The sequence below is a fragment of the Variovorax sp. 10L426 genome (assembly GCF_056395305.1).
Window position 1 is genome coordinate 175,535 of record NZ_JBFTJF010000007.1, and the last position, 14,277, is coordinate 189,811.

General features: G+C 66.0%; 15 protein-coding genes. 4 read left to right on the forward strand and 11 right to left on the reverse strand.

Going from position 1 to position 14,277, the window contains the following annotated elements; translation table 11 throughout:
- Positions 1-23 precede the first annotated feature (23 nt).
- From AC1DHL_RS12555 to dapF, 5 genes are read right to left on the reverse strand one after another with little or no spacing between them, the layout of a single operon-like run.
- Positions 24-1,226 carry a class I SAM-dependent rRNA methyltransferase gene (locus tag AC1DHL_RS12555; RefSeq protein WP_478162164.1) on the reverse strand — a complete coding sequence of 401 codons (1,203 nt, stop codon included), beginning with the start codon at positions 1,224-1,226 and terminating at the stop codon, positions 24-26.
- Positions 1,223-2,197, reverse strand: a complete 975-nt coding sequence (locus tag AC1DHL_RS12560) for a tyrosine recombinase XerC (RefSeq protein WP_478162249.1) — start codon at positions 2,195-2,197, stop codon at positions 1,223-1,225. Before AC1DHL_RS12560 ends, AC1DHL_RS12555 begins: the two co-directional genes overlap by 4 nt.
- A gap of 13 nt (positions 2,198-2,210) precedes the next feature.
- Positions 2,211-2,828, reverse strand: coding sequence for a YdcF family protein (locus tag AC1DHL_RS12565; protein WP_478162165.1), 618 nt, complete (start codon positions 2,826-2,828; stop codon positions 2,211-2,213).
- Entirely contained in the window at positions 2,825-3,514 is a 690-nt protein-coding gene (locus tag AC1DHL_RS12570) for a DUF484 family protein (protein WP_478162166.1), read from the reverse strand. The genes AC1DHL_RS12565 and AC1DHL_RS12570 overlap by 4 nt, the downstream gene beginning before the upstream one ends.
- Positions 3,511-4,386 (reverse strand): diaminopimelate epimerase, encoded by an 876-nt coding sequence (gene dapF, locus AC1DHL_RS12575; protein WP_478162167.1) that lies wholly within the window; start codon positions 4,384-4,386, stop codon positions 3,511-3,513. The genes AC1DHL_RS12570 and dapF overlap by 4 nt, the downstream gene beginning before the upstream one ends.
- A 107-nt stretch (positions 4,387-4,493) precedes the next feature.
- Here dapF and AC1DHL_RS12580 point away from each other — a divergent pair, with 107 nt between their 5' ends.
- Together AC1DHL_RS12580 and AC1DHL_RS12585 are read left to right on the forward strand one after the other, a co-directional pair.
- Positions 4,494-5,297 (forward strand): hypothetical protein, encoded by an 804-nt coding sequence (locus tag AC1DHL_RS12580; RefSeq protein WP_478162168.1) that lies wholly within the window; start codon positions 4,494-4,496, stop codon positions 5,295-5,297.
- Positions 5,294-6,718, forward strand: a complete 1,425-nt coding sequence (locus AC1DHL_RS12585; protein ID WP_478162169.1) for an XVIPCD domain-containing protein — start codon at positions 5,294-5,296, stop codon at positions 6,716-6,718. The genes AC1DHL_RS12580 and AC1DHL_RS12585 overlap by 4 nt, the downstream gene beginning before the upstream one ends.
- Here the strand turns inward: AC1DHL_RS12585 and AC1DHL_RS12590 are convergent.
- Positions 6,715-7,353: a DsbA family protein gene (locus tag AC1DHL_RS12590; RefSeq protein WP_478162170.1), complete on the reverse strand. Its 639-nt coding sequence runs from the start codon at positions 7,351-7,353 to the stop codon at positions 6,715-6,717. The genes AC1DHL_RS12585 and AC1DHL_RS12590 overlap by 4 nt on opposite strands.
- A gap of 21 nt (positions 7,354-7,374) precedes the next feature.
- Between AC1DHL_RS12590 and AC1DHL_RS12595 the strand changes: the two genes are divergently transcribed.
- Positions 7,375-8,952: a SidA/IucD/PvdA family monooxygenase gene (locus tag AC1DHL_RS12595; protein ID WP_478162171.1), complete on the forward strand. Its 1,578-nt coding sequence runs from the start codon at positions 7,375-7,377 to the stop codon at positions 8,950-8,952.
- A 1-nt stretch (position 8,953) separates the two neighbouring features.
- Here AC1DHL_RS12595 and AC1DHL_RS12600 read toward each other — a convergent pair whose 3' ends face one another.
- Both AC1DHL_RS12600 and AC1DHL_RS12605 read right to left on the reverse strand, forming a co-directional pair.
- Positions 8,954-9,853 carry a ketopantoate reductase family protein gene (locus AC1DHL_RS12600; protein WP_478162172.1) on the reverse strand — a complete coding sequence of 300 codons (900 nt, stop codon included), beginning with the start codon at positions 9,851-9,853 and terminating at the stop codon, positions 8,954-8,956.
- A gap of 13 nt (positions 9,854-9,866) precedes the next feature.
- Positions 9,867-10,241: a DUF427 domain-containing protein gene (locus AC1DHL_RS12605; protein WP_478104510.1), complete on the reverse strand. Its 375-nt coding sequence runs from the start codon at positions 10,239-10,241 to the stop codon at positions 9,867-9,869.
- Between the two features lie 263 nt (positions 10,242-10,504).
- Here AC1DHL_RS12605 and aqpZ point away from each other — a divergent pair, with 263 nt between their 5' ends.
- Positions 10,505-11,233: an aquaporin Z gene (aqpZ, locus tag AC1DHL_RS12610; RefSeq protein ID WP_478162173.1), complete on the forward strand. Its 729-nt coding sequence runs from the start codon at positions 10,505-10,507 to the stop codon at positions 11,231-11,233.
- 7 nt (positions 11,234-11,240) lie between these two features.
- Here aqpZ and AC1DHL_RS12615 read toward each other — a convergent pair whose 3' ends face one another.
- From AC1DHL_RS12615 to AC1DHL_RS12625, 3 genes are read right to left on the reverse strand one after another with little or no spacing between them, the layout of a single operon-like run.
- Positions 11,241-11,723 carry a nucleoside deaminase gene (locus tag AC1DHL_RS12615; RefSeq protein ID WP_478162174.1) on the reverse strand — a complete coding sequence of 161 codons (483 nt, stop codon included), beginning with the start codon at positions 11,721-11,723 and terminating at the stop codon, positions 11,241-11,243.
- Between the two features lie 38 nt (positions 11,724-11,761).
- Positions 11,762-13,036, reverse strand: a complete 1,275-nt coding sequence (locus AC1DHL_RS12620) for a cyanate transporter (protein WP_478162175.1) — start codon at positions 13,034-13,036, stop codon at positions 11,762-11,764.
- Positions 13,033-14,244, reverse strand: coding sequence for an amidohydrolase family protein (locus AC1DHL_RS12625; RefSeq protein ID WP_478162176.1), 1,212 nt, complete (start codon positions 14,242-14,244; stop codon positions 13,033-13,035). Before AC1DHL_RS12625 ends, AC1DHL_RS12620 begins: the two co-directional genes overlap by 4 nt.
- Positions 14,245-14,277: the final 33 nt, after the last annotated feature.

The window sequence follows — 14,277 nt, forward strand, 5'->3', positions numbered from 1 at the left end:
CCATGCGCCGGCAAGGTCAACCGCTATTTGCGCACCACCACCAGGCCTTTCAAGTATTCCCCCTCGGGGAACTCGATGGTCATGGGATGGTCGGGCGCCGCGCCCAGGCGTTCCGTGATGTAGCCGTCAACCCCGGCATCGATGCCGGCGGAGGCCACGATCTTGTGGAACAGGTCGGCACCGATGCCGCCCGAGCATGAAAAAGTCAGGAGGTGGCCGCCCGGCGCCAGCAACTTGAACGCCTGGCGGTTGAGATCCTTGTAAGCCCGCGCGGCCCGCTCGGCGTGGGCGACGGTCGGCGCGAATTTCGGCGGGTCGAGCACGATGGCGTCGAATGTTCGCCCCTCATCGACGAATCGCCGCAGGGAGGCATTGACGTCGGCGTCAAGGAACTGCGCGTGAGCGTCCTCGAAGCCGTTGATCGCGAGGTGCGCCCGTGCCCGCTCCAGTGCGGGCAGCGAAGAGTCGATGGAGGTCAACTCCGCACCCTCGACCGCACCGGCTGCCTTCAGACCGGCGAGCGCCGCGACCGTAAAGCCGCCCGTGTAGCAGAAGCAGTTGAGCACGCGGCGAAACCGGCGCTGAGCGGCCAGTTCGGCAAATCGCTTGCGGCTGTCGCGTTGGTCCAGGTAGAAGCCGGTCTTGTGGCCGGTCGCGATATCGAGGCCGAGGCGCCAGTCGTGTTCGCGGATGGTGATCTCGGTGCCACCGTTGCCGCGCAGCCAGCCTGTGGCCGGCTTGAGCCCCTCGCGCTCCCGGCCGCTCGCGTCGGAGCGTTCGTAGAGCTTCTGAAGGCCGGTGGCGGCGAGCAGCGCATCCGCGAGCACCGCCTTCCACCGCTCGACGCCGGCCGACAGGAATTGCGCCACCAGGGTGTCACCGTAGCGGTCGACGATCAGTCCCGGCAAGCCGTCCGCCTCGCCGTGGATCAAGCGCACGCCGTCGCTCTGGAGATCGAACAATCCGCGCGCATCGACCGCGCTCGCCACACGGGCGGAAAAGAATGCGGCATCGATGCGCTGCCTTTCGTCGAAGCTCCACGCGCGGGCGCGGATCTTGGAATGCGGGCTGAAGGCGGCCCAGGCGAGGAACTTGCCTTCGTCCGACTCGATGCGCACGGTTTCGCCCGCGTCGCCGCCACCCTTGGCGATGGCGGATTCGAACACCCAGGGATGTCGCCGCAACAGCGAGCGCTCCTTGCCGGGCCGGAGTCTGAGAATCTTCATGGCTTCCTGCCCTTGTTCTGACGGCGGGGCTCTTCGCGCGCCTGCGCCCGGGGATGCGCCGCATCGTAGGCCCTGGCGAGATGCTGGAAATCCAGCCGCGTGTAGACCTGCGTGGTCGAGATATTGGCGTGCCCCAGCAATTCCTGCACGGCGCGCAGGTCGCTGCTGGATTGCAGCACGTGGCTCGCGAACGAGTGCCGCAGCATGTGGGGATGCACCGGCGTTGCCAGGCCAGCCTTGAGGCTGCGCTGGCGCAATTGCTTCCACACCGAATGCGCCGAGAAACGCAGGCCGTTGCGGCCGATGAAGAGCGCCGCCGCACTTTCGGGGTCGCGCACGCGCGCCGCTTCGAGCGCCGGGCAGTCTTCGCGCACTGCAAGCCATGCCTTCACGGCTTCGGCTGCCTTGCTGCCCACCGGCACCAGGCGCCGCTTGCTGCCCTTGCCCAGCACGTTGGCTTCGGCGGCGTCGAGGTCGATCCAGCCGCGCGCCGTGCCGCTCGCCCGCGCATCCAGGCCGGTCAACTCGCTGACGCGAAGGCCGCAGCCGTAGAGCAGTTCGACGATCGCCCGGTCGCGTGCCTCGGCCCAGGGGTCGGCTTCCGCGTCGTGGAGTTCGGCGAGCTGCACCGCGTCATCGACGGCGAGGGCCTTCGGCAGAGGCCGGTCGGACTTGGGCGCGTGAACATCCTGGACCGGGTTCGCGCCCACCAGGCCCTCATTGCCGAGCCAGCGATAGAAACTCCGCCAGCAGGAAAGGACCAACGCAATGCCGCGCGCCTCGCGGCCTGCCCCGTGCAGTTGCGCCATCCAGCGACGCACGTGCGCTGTCTGGACCTTGTCGAGCGCGAGTCCCGCCGTTTCGGCCTTTTCGACCAGCGTCTTCAGGTGGATGGCATAGAGCTCGACCGTGCGCGCCGCCAGCCGACGTTCGACCCGCACATGCTCGAGATATTTCTCGATCAGGGTCATGCGCAGTGTGTCGTCAGAAGAGGTAGCCACGGCCAGCATTGTTCACGATGGCCAGAGGTTCGCGCAAAGCGCCCTTGAAGACCATGCCCCAACGCTGCCAACAGGAAGTCGAAGCTGCCGCATATTGCACGTCGAAGAGCTGATCGAACCCGCCGGCCCGGGCGAGTCGCTCGGCGCGCCACAGATGGTACGGCTCGGTCACGATGATCACGCTCTTCACGCCGGCCGCCTGCAGGACGCTGCGCGACATCGAAAGGTTTTCCCTGGTGGACGACGAGACCGGCTCCAGCAGCAAGGGCCCGCTGTAACCAGCAGCCCGCGCGTGTCGCTCCATGACTTCGGCCTCGACGCGGCCGTCTTCCCAATCCACGCCGCCGCTCAACAGAAGACGCTGCACACGGCCCGCCTCGGCAAGGGCGATACCGGCATCGACGCGGCCGGTCAGACATGGGTTGGGCTTGCCGTCGCGGTAGGCGCGATTGCCCAGGATCAACGCCGCATCGGCCGCACGTTGCGGCGGATGGTCCAGCACCCAGCGGGCGTGCCGCCACACCATGACGGTGATCGCCAGGTACCCGAGCAACAGGATGAGCAGCGCGCCCCCCAGCCCGCGCCGCAGCGCGCGATTCAAGGCCGCAGCCGCGACAGCGCGGCCGAGGCGAGCTCGGCGATGCGATCCAGGAAGTCCGTGCCCATGTCCGGGTTGTAGCGTTGCGCGTCAGGCGACGCGAGCAGCAGCAGGCCGAAGGCCGGCGCCTCGGGCTCCGGCCGCAATGGGATCAGGGCGATCGACACGGCGGCATGCGGCTCGGCCAGCCAGCCGGACACCTCGAAACCGGAGTTCAGGCCGCAATAGGGCGCCGTCAGCGAGGTCGCAAGCGCCTTCACGTCGTCGCTCACCCACTGCGCGTAGGGCTCGTTCAGATAGGCGCTGTCGCAATCCCAGATCTTGATGGCGGTCTGGGGCACCAGGAAGAGGCTCTCCAGCTCCGAGGCGATCTGCGTGGGCAGTTGGCGCGGGTCGCGCGTGGTCAGCAGGCCGCGGGTCCAGCGCTGAAGACGGTCGGCGGTCACCATGTTCTCGGTGCCATGCCGCACCATGTCCATCACGCGATGCTCCAGCGCCTTGATCTTCTCGCGCAGCATCTCTGCCTGCCGCTCCTGCAGGCTCACGGCGCGGTTGCCGTGCGGGCTGGTGAGCTGAACCTGGCTCAGCAATTGCGCATGGCGCTCGAAGAAATCCGGCGTGTTCGCCAGGTAGTTGGCAATGTCGTCTTCGGTGATCGGATTCATGGAAGTTTGGTTGAAATGATTCATGGCTGGTCCGGCACCTCGATTTCGCCTTCGAACACCGTGACGGCCGGGCCGGTCATCAGCACCGGCGCGCCGTCGCCGGCCCATTGGATGGTGAGCAGGCCCCCGCGCGTCTCGACATCGACGCGCGAATCGAGCAGGCCGAGCCGAATGCCCGCGACCACGGCGGCACAGGCGCCGGTGCCGCAGGCGAGCGTTTCGCCGGCACCGCGCTCGAAGACACGCAGGCGCACATGCGAGCGGTCGACCACTTGCATGAAGCCAGCGTTGACGCGCTGCGGAAAGCGCGGATGGTGTTCGATCAGCGGGCCCTGCTTGTGGACCGGCGCGGTATCGACGTTGTCGACGATCTGCACCGCATGCGGATTGCCCATCGACAGCACCGCCACCGACACGATGGCGCTCTCGGCGTGCGTGCCGAGCGCCAGATGCCATTTCTGCCACCCGCCTTCATGGAGCGGATCGAGCCCGGCGGTGTCGAAGGGCACGAGCGCAGGCTCGAAGACGGGTGCGCCCATGTCGACCGTCACGCGACCGTCGGCGCCCATGCGCGGCTCGATCACGCCGGAGAGTGTCTGCACGCGCACGCTGTCCTTGGGTGTCAGACCGTGTTCGCGCACGAAGCGCATGAAGCAGCGCGCGCCGTTGCCGCATTGCTCGACCTCACCACCGTCGGCGTTGTGGATCACGTATTGGAAATCGATGCCTTCGCCCGGCGACGGCCGCACCGAGAGGATCTGGTCGGCGCCGACGCCGAAGTGGCGGTCGGCCAGGAAGCGGTACTGCTCCGTCCTCAAGCCGAGCGGGTTGTGGGTTTCGTCCAGCACGACGAAGTCGTTGCCGGCTCCTTGCATCTTGGTGAAACGAATTCGCATCGGGGGATTATCTGCTGCGGCGGTTGGATGCTCTTTGCACCCCGCTGAATGGCACAGGGCGGTGCCTAGAATGGAGAAAACGAGATGGCAAGTTCAGGGAGGAAAAGGTGATTCAACGCATCGCCATGGGCCACGGCATGGCTGGCCGGAAGCTTCTGTGGAAGCTTCAATCAATGTTCAGAGGCGGCCCGCGAACCACGCGCTTCGCGGCTTCCGTCGGCTCGATCAATTTTGACAATTCACATAGACCGTTAACGGGTTTTCTGTCTCGCGGTCTTGTTTGTTTGTCGGCAGGACTTGCGCTCGGTGCCTGCTCAGACACGACCAGTACACCGCCTGTTCATTCGGAGGAAAAGATCATGCCCAGTTCAGCCCCCACCGCGGCGGCGCCCCACGATGCGCCCGAAGTGCTCCGCCGATTGCTGGCGCTGATCGACACCTTGCATCAACCGCAGGACCTGACGATTGAACGGGTGGCGCAGTTCAGCGGATTCGCCATGACTCCCTTTTCTGACAAGCCGACCAACGATGCGTACGAGATATTCCAGCCGCTGACGGAGATGTGGTCGTATCAGTACATCTGGAAGTTGAACAGCGCCACGAGGCTTCCCGACCTTGGCTTCGGGTTTGACAAGACTGATAAATTTTCCGATCTACATCCTCCCAAGACAGGTATCTGCCAACTCGACGCGGCGCGGTTCCAGGAAATGCTCCTCCAGATGGGCTATCGGCACGTCGGCAGCACGCGTCGCGAGAGTCCAGCCAAGCAATTTCAGCGCGGATTGGTCGAAGTTGAGATCGCGATCGTTGGCGAGAGCAACGAAAGTCTCGAGAAGATTTCGCATGACTGCGTCAAGAGAGTCTCCATTGGTTTCCTTGTGGAATACATGGACTTGGGGGCTATGCAATGACCGCCGCAATCAGCCCCCAACTCGAGCGCGTGATCCGTGAGGTCGGCAACCCGACGTCATCGGCCTACCGAAATCTTCGCGCTGTCGTTGAAGAATCGCCGGTGTTGATGCAGCAGATGAACGACGCTGTCGCACTTGGGCATCTGAAGCATTTCGCGCTGATGCCCGCGAGCGAGAACGCGGGAGCCAGCTATAGCCCTGACACGCAGACCATCAGCCTGAAGCACAACAATCTACTGGACCCAAAACAGCGCGATGTGCTCACCTTCCTCATGGGCCATGAAATCCAGCATGGCATCAACCGTGAGCGCACCAGACAAGGTCTGGAGCAGTTCGACCAGAACGTCCGGCGCGTGCTGGCGAGCGGCCAGCCCGTCCATGACTACAGCACTGTGCTGGACCAGATGCTGGCGATCAACCGCAGGGACGAAGCCAGCGCGCATATCGCCGGTTGGAATGCGTTGGTCAGTCGGGTGAAGCATGGCAATCCAGCAGCTGACTTGTCTGACCTCCGCAACTTGGCGAAAGATGTTGGCTACATCAACGACTTCGTCGGGAGCAAGGAAATCGCCGGACGCAAGCAATTCACCGCAAAGGACGGCTTCACCGTCAACGCTGATCTTTCCATCACGCCCAACTCCCGGAACATCGAGGCCGCCGGAAAGCACTATTTCGACAAGAAGCCCGACGACACTCGACTGGGCCACCACGGCAATTCCGACTACGCAAACTACTATGCAGCCGGTCTAGTCGGCTCCGTCTGCCAATATGAAATGCTCAACCCGGCCGTGGCCGGCAAGGTGCAGTTGGACATGCGCGGGCTGAAGCTGCAAGAGTCATTGCTGGAGCAAAACGGCATTTCGCTCGGCGGGCGGGCTGCGCGCTGCACCTATCACGACACCCGCACTCCAGATGTCGCGGGGCATTTCGACCACACCACCGACAGCCACCAGCACGTGCCGATCTACGGCCTGCCCGCGCCGACCCGGCTGTCGTCCGGATTGAATCAAGGCTCAGCGGCTGCCCAACTCGACCACCCGACGCATCCCGACCACACGCTGTTCAAACAAGCCCGAGCCGGCGTGCATCTGCTCGATGCCGAGGTCGGCCGTACCCCCGACCAGCGCAGCGATCAGCTGGCTTCTGCCCTTGTCGTCGCAGCCCGCACGCATGGAATGAATCGCATCGACCACGTGGTGCTGAGCACGGACGCCGCCAAGGTGTTCGCCGTCCAGGGCGCGCTGGACTCCGCCCTCAAGCGGACCGCCAGTGTCCCGACAGTAGAAGCCCTCAACACGCCAATTTCGCAAAGCACCATGGTGTGGGAACAAGCAACTGAACAAAATCAGCGACAGGCGCAGGAGCGTGCCGCGGACCAACCGCACACCATCCGGCGACAAGCGCCGGCAATGAGCCTCTAGCCAACGGGACGCGAGGCGCGCAGCCGATCCAGCGCGCGGTCCAGAAACACCAGCCGATCCTGCCCCCAGAAGCGTTCCTCGTCGAGGATGTACGTGGGTGCACCGAACACGCCTCTTTCAACCGCTTCGGCGCTGTTCGCACGATAAGTCGCCTGCGTCTCCGGCGTCTGCTCCAGCGCCTGGAGCGCCGCGCCGTCGTAGCCGTTCTCGTCGGCGACCGCGATGCGCACCGCCGCATCGGCCGTGTTGCGCTCTTCCGCCCAAAGCGCGCGCAACAGCGCGTGCGAAAGCGGCTGGGCATCGAACCCCTGCAATTGCGCGGCAATCACCATCCAGCCCGGATACTTGTTCCAGTTGGGATCGCTCGCCTGCCCCTTGGGATAGTGCGCGGGCTCCAGGTTGAGCGGCATGCCCAGGTGCTCCCGCCAGCGCGCGAGTTCCAGCGCGTGGTACGTGCGGCGCGGTTCGGGCCGGGTCTTGAGCGGAATGCCGCCGGTCTGCGGAACCACGGCCTGGAAGTCGTAAGGCTTGAGCGTGAGGCGCACGTGGTGGCGGCGCACGATGTCCTGAAGTTGGGGGCCTCCGAAGTAGGCCCAGGGCGAAGAGAGGCTGTAGTAGCAGTCGAGCGAGATCATGTTCTGGATTATCTTCAGGCAATGGCATCCGACGACCCTATTTCCGACGCACGCCCCGACGCCCTGCCGCCGGTGCCGCTGCAGTTCATCGCCAGTCCGCGAAACACGGCTGCGCTCGACCGCCTCGCGGCGCAGGCGCGTGCCGACCTCGAACGCATCAACGTGCCGCCGCCGGCATGGGTGCTGCCGGCCGCATCGTCCACCGCCGAGGCGCCGGTTCTCGACGTCCTGATCGCCGGCGCCGGCATGTGCGGGCAAACGGCCGCCTATGCGCTGCGCCGCGAAGGCGTGACCAACATCCGGGTGATCGACCGCGCCGAGCGCGGCGAGGAAGGCCCGTGGGGCACCTACGCGCGCATGCTCACGCTGCGCAGCCCCAAGCACGTCGGCGGCCCCGAGCTCGGCGTGCCTTCACTCAGCTTTCGCGCATGGTACGAAGCGCAGCACGGTGAAGGCAGCGCGATGTCCGACCAGGGCACGCCCGGCTGGCAGGCGCTGCACAAGATCGGCCGTGTCGACTGGCGCGACTACCTGCTCTGGGTGCGCGACACGGTCGGCCTTCCGGTGGAAAACGGCGTGTCGCTGCGATCCGTCTCGCACACGCAGGACGGGTGGGTGCTGCAAATCGAACTCGAAGACGCCCATGGCCGGCGCGAATCCGTGCGTACGCGCCAATTGGTCCTGGCGCTGGGACGCGACGGCAGCGGCGCGCCGCGCTGGCCCGCGTTTCCTTCGTTGCGGCGCGACGATCCGTTTGCGGCCGGGCGCGTGTTCCATTCCGCCGACACGATCGACTTCGCTGCCCTTGAAGGGCGACGCATCGGCGTGCTCGGTGCCGGCGCCTCTGCCTTCGACAACGCTGCATGCGCGCTCGAAGCCGGCGCGGCGAACGTCACGCTGTTCGCGCGCCGCGCACAACTTCCGCAGGTCAACAAGAGCAAGGCCGCGTCCAGCCACGGCTTCCTGCGCGGCTTCGAAGGACTGGACGACGCGCGCAAGTGGCGCGTCTACACCTACATCTTCGACGAACAGGTTCCACCGCCCTGGGAAACCGTGCGCCGTTGCGACGTGCACGACGCCTTCGAACTGCGCCTGGGAACGCCCTGGGATGATGTCGCGCCTGACGAAGACGGCGTGACGATCACCATGCCGAACGGGGGCCTGGAGCGCTTCGACGCGGTGATTTTCGGCACCGGCTTCGACGTCGACCTGCTCGACCGGCCGGAGATCGCCGCCTACACGTCGCAGATCGACACCTGGGCGAACCACGTTTCGGCGACGGAAGCCGAACATCATCCGGAGCCGGCGCGCTTTCCGTACCTGGGCGCCGGCTTCGAACTGCGCAGCGCCGATCCGGCCGACCCACAGGCCGACGCATTGGCGCGCATGCGTCTCTTCAACTGGGGCGCGACCATGAGCCATGGCGCACTGGCCGGCGACATCCCCGGCCTCGCGATCGGCGCCACGCGGCTCGCGCAGGCGATCGCGCGCGACCTCTTCGTGGAAGACGCCGATCGGCACTGGGAGCGCCTGCAGGCGCACGATGAGCCGGAACTGATCGCGACCCGGTGGTACGTGCCGGGCTCGTCGGACGAATAAGTCAGCCCGGCGCCGAACGGCTTTCGATCAGCTTGACCAGCGCATGCAGCACGCGATTGACCGGCGTCGGCACGCCGAGCAATTCACCCTTGCGCATCACATAGCCGTTGAGATGGTCGATCTCGCTGCGCTTGCCGCGCGCCAAATCCTGCGCCGTGGATGAATACTGCGTCGGCATGGTCTGGACGAGCCCCGCGACGGTCTGCCAGGCATCGCCGGGAAGCGCCACGCCGCTGGCATGCGCCACGGCAAGGCATTCCTGCACCACGTCGCGCATCACGCTCTCCACGCCCACGCCCTGCACCACACGGCCATAGGGCAGCTGGGCGATGGCGGACAAGGCGTTGTAGGCGCAGTTCAGGATCAGCTTCATCCACAGCGCGCCGATCACGTTGTCGGAGACCTGCGTCGGCACGCCCGCCTTCTCGAACATCGCTGCGACCTCATTGCTGGTTCTTGAAGGCGCAATGACCAGTTCGCCGCGACCGTGGTGCTTGAGATGGCCGGGCCCCGCCATTTCGGTCGCAACGTAGACGACCGCGGGCGCCACCTCCTGCGGCAGCACCGCCTGGAGCCGCTCGGCGTTGTCGACGCCGTTCTGCAGCGTGAGCACGAACGCAGCGGGCATGAGGTGCGGCTTCAATTCAGCGGCAGCGCTCTCCGTGTCAGTGGACTTGACGCAGAACAACACAAGCTCCGCGCCCTTGACGGCGGCGACGTCCGTGCTGGCATCGATCGGCACATGGGCCTTGAACGTCCGTGTGTCGAGCAACAACCCATCGCGACGAATCGCTTCCACATGCTGCGCTCGGCCGATCAGCGTCACCGAATGTCCGGCGCGCGCGAGCATGCCCCCGTAGTAGCACCCGACCGCGCCGGCGCCCATCACTGCAATCTTCATGGCGGGTGCCTGCCTACGCTTGCTCGATCGAATCGACGCGATCCGGGTAGAAGGCCAGATGGTCCTTGATCTGCGCAACCGCAGCGTAGGGCGCCTCGTAGGTCCACACGGCATTGACGGCACGCTCGCCGCCCGCGGGGATGCTGTAGTACGCGCAGTCGCCCTTGAACGGGCAGTACGTCGCATGGTCCGTGCGCGCCAGCAGAGACATGTCGACATCCTTGCGCGGAATGTATTGAACCGCCGGATACGACGCCTCGCGCAGCGACAACGCGTGCGTCGTATCGGCGATCACGCGGCCGGCGGCCTTCACGACGACGCGTTTGGGATTCGCCTCAATGGTGATCGGGTGATCGGGTCCGGGGACTTTGATCGGCTTGGCTGTCATGGCTTCTGTCCTCAATCAATCGTGAAATTTGCGCGAGAACCGCTCTTCTTTTCGACGAGATCGGCACCACGCGCTGTTTATATTTTGAGCCCGGCTCGCGCACGACGCAGGCCGTCTTGAAATCAGGGAGGAATCAAAACGAAACACGCTTCAAGCGGTGGGCAACGCCTGCCCGTCTCATCTCGGCACACGCCAAGGCCCATGCATGCATGGCCACTGCGGCGATGGTCGCCATCTTTCTCCTTCTTCCATTGAAAGCTCTCATGCACAACAACAACTTCAAAATCTGGTCCGCTGAATTCCTCGGCACGTTCTGGCTCACCTTCGGCGGCTGCGGCAGCGCAGTGCTCGCCGCCGCATTTCCCGAACTGGGCATCGGCTTCCTCGGCGTGTCGCTCGCATTCGGGCTCACGGTGGTCACCGGCGCCTATGCATTCGGTCCGATCTCTGGCGGCCACTTCAATCCCGCGGTCTCGCTCGGCCTGGTGGCGGCGGGCCGCATGCCGGCCAGCAAGCTCGCCGGCTACATGATTTCGCAAGTGGCGGGCGCATGCGTTGCTGCGGCCATCCTGTACGTCATCGCCTCCGGCAAGCCCGGCGCGGAGCTCGGTGGTTTTGCGGCCAACGGTTTCGGTGAACACTCACCGGGGCAATACGGCATGAACGCCGCATTGCTCTGCGAGGTGGTGATGACAGCCGTCTTCCTGATCGTGATCCTCTGCGCGACCGCGAAACGCGCCGCCAACAGCTTTGCGGGGCTGGCGATCGGGCTTTGCCTCACGCTCATCCACCTGGTTTCGATTCCCGTGACCAATACGTCGGTCAATCCGGCGCGCAGCACCGGGCCGGCATTGTTCGCGCCGGCATGGGCGATGGACCAGCTCTGGATGTTCTGGGTTGCGCCGCTGGTCGGCGCCGTGCTGGGCGCGCTGATTTACAGGGTGGCACTCGCCGACGAGCAACCGAAGGTGCCTGCAACGCAGACCGCCTGAGGCTGTCTCAGGACTTGCCGGGCCGGCGGCCGTCGGCCCACGCCTCCAGCACGGCCACGGCTTCGCGGTCCAGCCGTTGCTCGGAAGGCGTGGCGCGCCCCGCCAGAGGCGCGCCGGCCTCCGCTCGGAGGTCTTCCACGTCGATCGGATGCCGCGCCGCGGTTGGCACACCGGCAAAAGCTTCGGCCGATTGCGCCAGCGAAGCCGCGTAGTAGAGCTTCCCGATGCCCGCAATCCGCATGGCGGCAACGCACAAGGCACAAGGTTCACAAGACGTGTACAGGTCGCAGCCGCTCAGGTCCACGCTCTTCAGATTGCGACAGGCATCGCGGATGGCCTCCACCTCGCCGTGCGAGGTCGGGTCGAAATGAGCGACCGAATGATTGAAGCCCTCGCCCACCACCACGCCGTCTCGCACGACGACCGCGCCGAAGGGCTCGGTTCCGGGCGTGCGCAGCGCTTTGGACGACAAGTCGATGGCGCGCTGCATGAACTGTTCCTGATACATCAACGTTCCTTTTTCTCGATTCACTTGACTGCAGCCGAAGCCGGCTGATGCATGGCTGCGCCCCCCGATGGTCGGCGCGCATCGAAGAGCCCGGCCGTCACCCGCGCGTAACGCCGCGGATCAAAGAACCAGGTCAGCGGCAGCAGAAGCATGACGATGGTCCCCAGATAGATCCACGCCGATCCGAAGCCGCCGCTGGACTCGCGCACCCAGCCTGTCACGAAAGGCGCCAGCGCCGCGATCATGAAGCCGAAGCCCTGCATGAAGGCAGCCAGGGTGCCTGCTTGCCTGGGATCGGGCAAATGGTCGAGCGCCAGCACCATGCACAGCGCGAAGGCGCCGCCCAGCCCGAAGCCAAGCAGCGCGACGACGCCCGAGGCGGGTGCGTTGAGCCACAGGCCTGCGAAGCCGGCCAGCTGGGCCAGCAACATGGCAGCGAGCCAGGGCCGCAGATCGCGGCGACCACGCGCCAGCGCAGGCATCACCAGCGCGGCGATCAATTGCGCCACGGTCATCCATGCCAACGCAGCGCCTGCGCGTTCCGTGCTCCAGCCTTGCTGCGCGTAGAAATGCGGCAGCCAGGCGACGAGGCTGCTGTAGCCGCCGTTGATCAGACCGAAGTACGCCGCCAGCAACCACGCGCGGCGATTTCCGAAGCATTGGAGCCAGCGCGCATCCTTGTGTCGGCCTCTCGGACGGGCAGATTCAGCCGGCGTCACGAGAAACCACACCAGCCATGCGAGCGCAGCCGGCAGGGCCCATGCCGCGAGCCCGGCTTGCCAATCGTTGGCGACACGCGCGATCCAGGGACTGCCCACGGCGCCGAGCCCGCCGCCCCCCATGAGCGCTGCGGAATACAAACCCATCGCCCATCCCACGCGCGTCGGCCAGGTGCGCTTGATGACGGCCGGCATCAGCGCCTGGACCAGTCCGACGCCGATGCCCGCGAGTGCCGCACTGACGAGCAACGGGAGCGCCGCGTCGGCGACAAATCGGCTCGCACAGGCCGCGGCGATGGTCGCCAACCCGAGCAGAATGCCCGCCCGATCACCCAGGCGCTGCCCCACCGCGACGCCGAGCAAGGACATCGGCCCCATCGCCAGCATCGGCAGCACGGTGAGCATCGCGGCCCAATGAAAACCCAGCCCCGTGGCGGCGCGGATGGCTTCGAGCAGCGGACTCGTCGATGTCAGGAACGCACGCAGATTGAGCGCCACCAGCACGATCGCAAGCGCGAAACCAAATCCGCTTTCGCTTGCGCCCGCTTCTTGCCGGCCCTTTCCGGCCCGGGTCACGCGGACACCACGCCCGGCAGCAGTTCGCCGTTGCGCGCGACGATGCGACCGCCCGCCACGACGAGCCGCCGCGGCGGCCGCGACACGACCGCTTGCGCGACGGTCTGCGCATCGACCAGGACCAGGTCGGCACGGCTGCCGGGCACCAGTCCATACGCTTCGAAGCCACAGCCCCGCGCACCGGCGTGCGTGACGCAGTCGAGCGCGATGTCGAGTTCATCGTCGCGGCGCAGGTTGTAGCGCAGGCCGATGAGCATGGCGCGCTCCAGCATGTCCGGATTGCCGTAGGGCGACCAGGTGTCGCGGATGCCGTCGTTGCCGCCGAGCATCGTCACGCCGGCCTGCCGGCAGGCCATGAGCGGCGGCACGATGCGCGATGGCGGCGCGCTGGTGATCAGCACCACGCCGAGCTTCGCCATGCGTGCGAGCAACACGTCGCGCTCGCGTTCGGGCAGTTCACCGAGGCAGAAGCCATGGCTGATCGCTACCTTGCCCTGCATGCCGAGCGCGGCCGTGCGCTCCAGGATCAGTTCGAGCGAGAAGGCACCCATCGCGCCCGGCTCGTGCAGATGGATGTCGATCGGGCAGGCATGGCGTTCGGCGATGCCGAAGAGCGTGTCGAGCGAACGCACCGGATCGGCATCGATCGCACAGGGGTCGAGGCCGCCCAGCACATCGGCGCCTTCGGCCATCGCACGGTCGAGCAATTCCGCCGTGCCGGGTCGCTGCAGGAGCCCCGATTGCGGAAAGGCCACGATCTGGATCTGCTGCAGCGCCAGCATCGCATCGCGCGTGCGAATCACGCCTTCGAGATGGCGCAGGCCGGCCTGCGTGTCGATATCGACATGCGTGCGCAGCCGCGTGGTGCCGAGCGCGAGAAAGGCCTTGGCGAGCGCGAGCGACTGCCGCGCCGCGTCATGACCACTCGCCGCGCGGAAGGCGCGCTCGTTGTCGATCTTGTCGACGAGTCGGGTGCCCACTTCGTTGCGATACCAGTCCATGCCCCACATCGTCTTGTCGAGGTGCGTGTGGCCCTCGACAAGTCCGGGCATCAGCAAAGCGCCCCCACCCTCTTCCACCGCGCAGTCGTCTTCCATCGGCAGCGCCGCACCGATGGCGGCGAGCCTGTCACCGTGCACCAGCACGTCGACCGGGACGGCGCCCAGCGGGCGCACGTTGCGGATGAGAAGGGAGGAAGACTGGGACATGGAAAGCTCGATACGAAGAAAAAGTGGCGAGGG

Bases quoted from the DNA above. Each gene is read 5' to 3' on its own strand.
- AC1DHL_RS12625 (WP_478162176.1), bottom strand. From the start codon at position 14,244: ATGTCCCAGTCTTCCTCCCTTCTCATCCGCAACGTGCGCCCGCTGGGC.
- AC1DHL_RS12555 (WP_478162164.1), bottom strand. From the start codon at position 1,226: ATGAAGATTCTCAGACTCCGGCCCGGCAAGGAGCGCTCGCTGTTGCGG.
- AC1DHL_RS12600 (WP_478162172.1), bottom strand. From the start codon at position 9,853: ATGAAGATTGCAGTGATGGGCGCCGGCGCGGTCGGGTGCTACTACGGG.
- AC1DHL_RS12590 (WP_478162170.1), bottom strand. From the start codon at position 7,353: ATGATCTCGCTCGACTGCTACTACAGCCTCTCTTCGCCCTGGGCCTAC.
- AC1DHL_RS12605 (WP_478104510.1), bottom strand. From the start codon at position 10,241: ATGACAGCCAAGCCGATCAAAGTCCCCGGACCCGATCACCCGATCACC.
- AC1DHL_RS12615 (WP_478162174.1), bottom strand. From the start codon at position 11,723: ATGCAGCGCGCCATCGACTTGTCGTCCAAAGCGCTGCGCACGCCCGGA.
- dapF (WP_478162167.1), bottom strand. From the start codon at position 4,386: ATGCGAATTCGTTTCACCAAGATGCAAGGAGCCGGCAACGACTTCGTC.
- AC1DHL_RS12570 (WP_478162166.1), bottom strand. From the start codon at position 3,514: ATGAATCATTTCAACCAAACTTCCATGAATCCGATCACCGAAGACGAC.
- AC1DHL_RS12595 (WP_478162171.1), top strand. From the start codon at position 7,375: ATGGCATCCGACGACCCTATTTCCGACGCACGCCCCGACGCCCTGCCG.
- aqpZ (WP_478162173.1), top strand. From the start codon at position 10,505: ATGCACAACAACAACTTCAAAATCTGGTCCGCTGAATTCCTCGGCACG.
- AC1DHL_RS12560 (WP_478162249.1), bottom strand. From the start codon at position 2,197: ATGACCCTGATCGAGAAATATCTCGAGCATGTGCGGGTCGAACGTCGG.
- AC1DHL_RS12585 (WP_478162169.1), top strand. From the start codon at position 5,294: ATGACCGCCGCAATCAGCCCCCAACTCGAGCGCGTGATCCGTGAGGTC.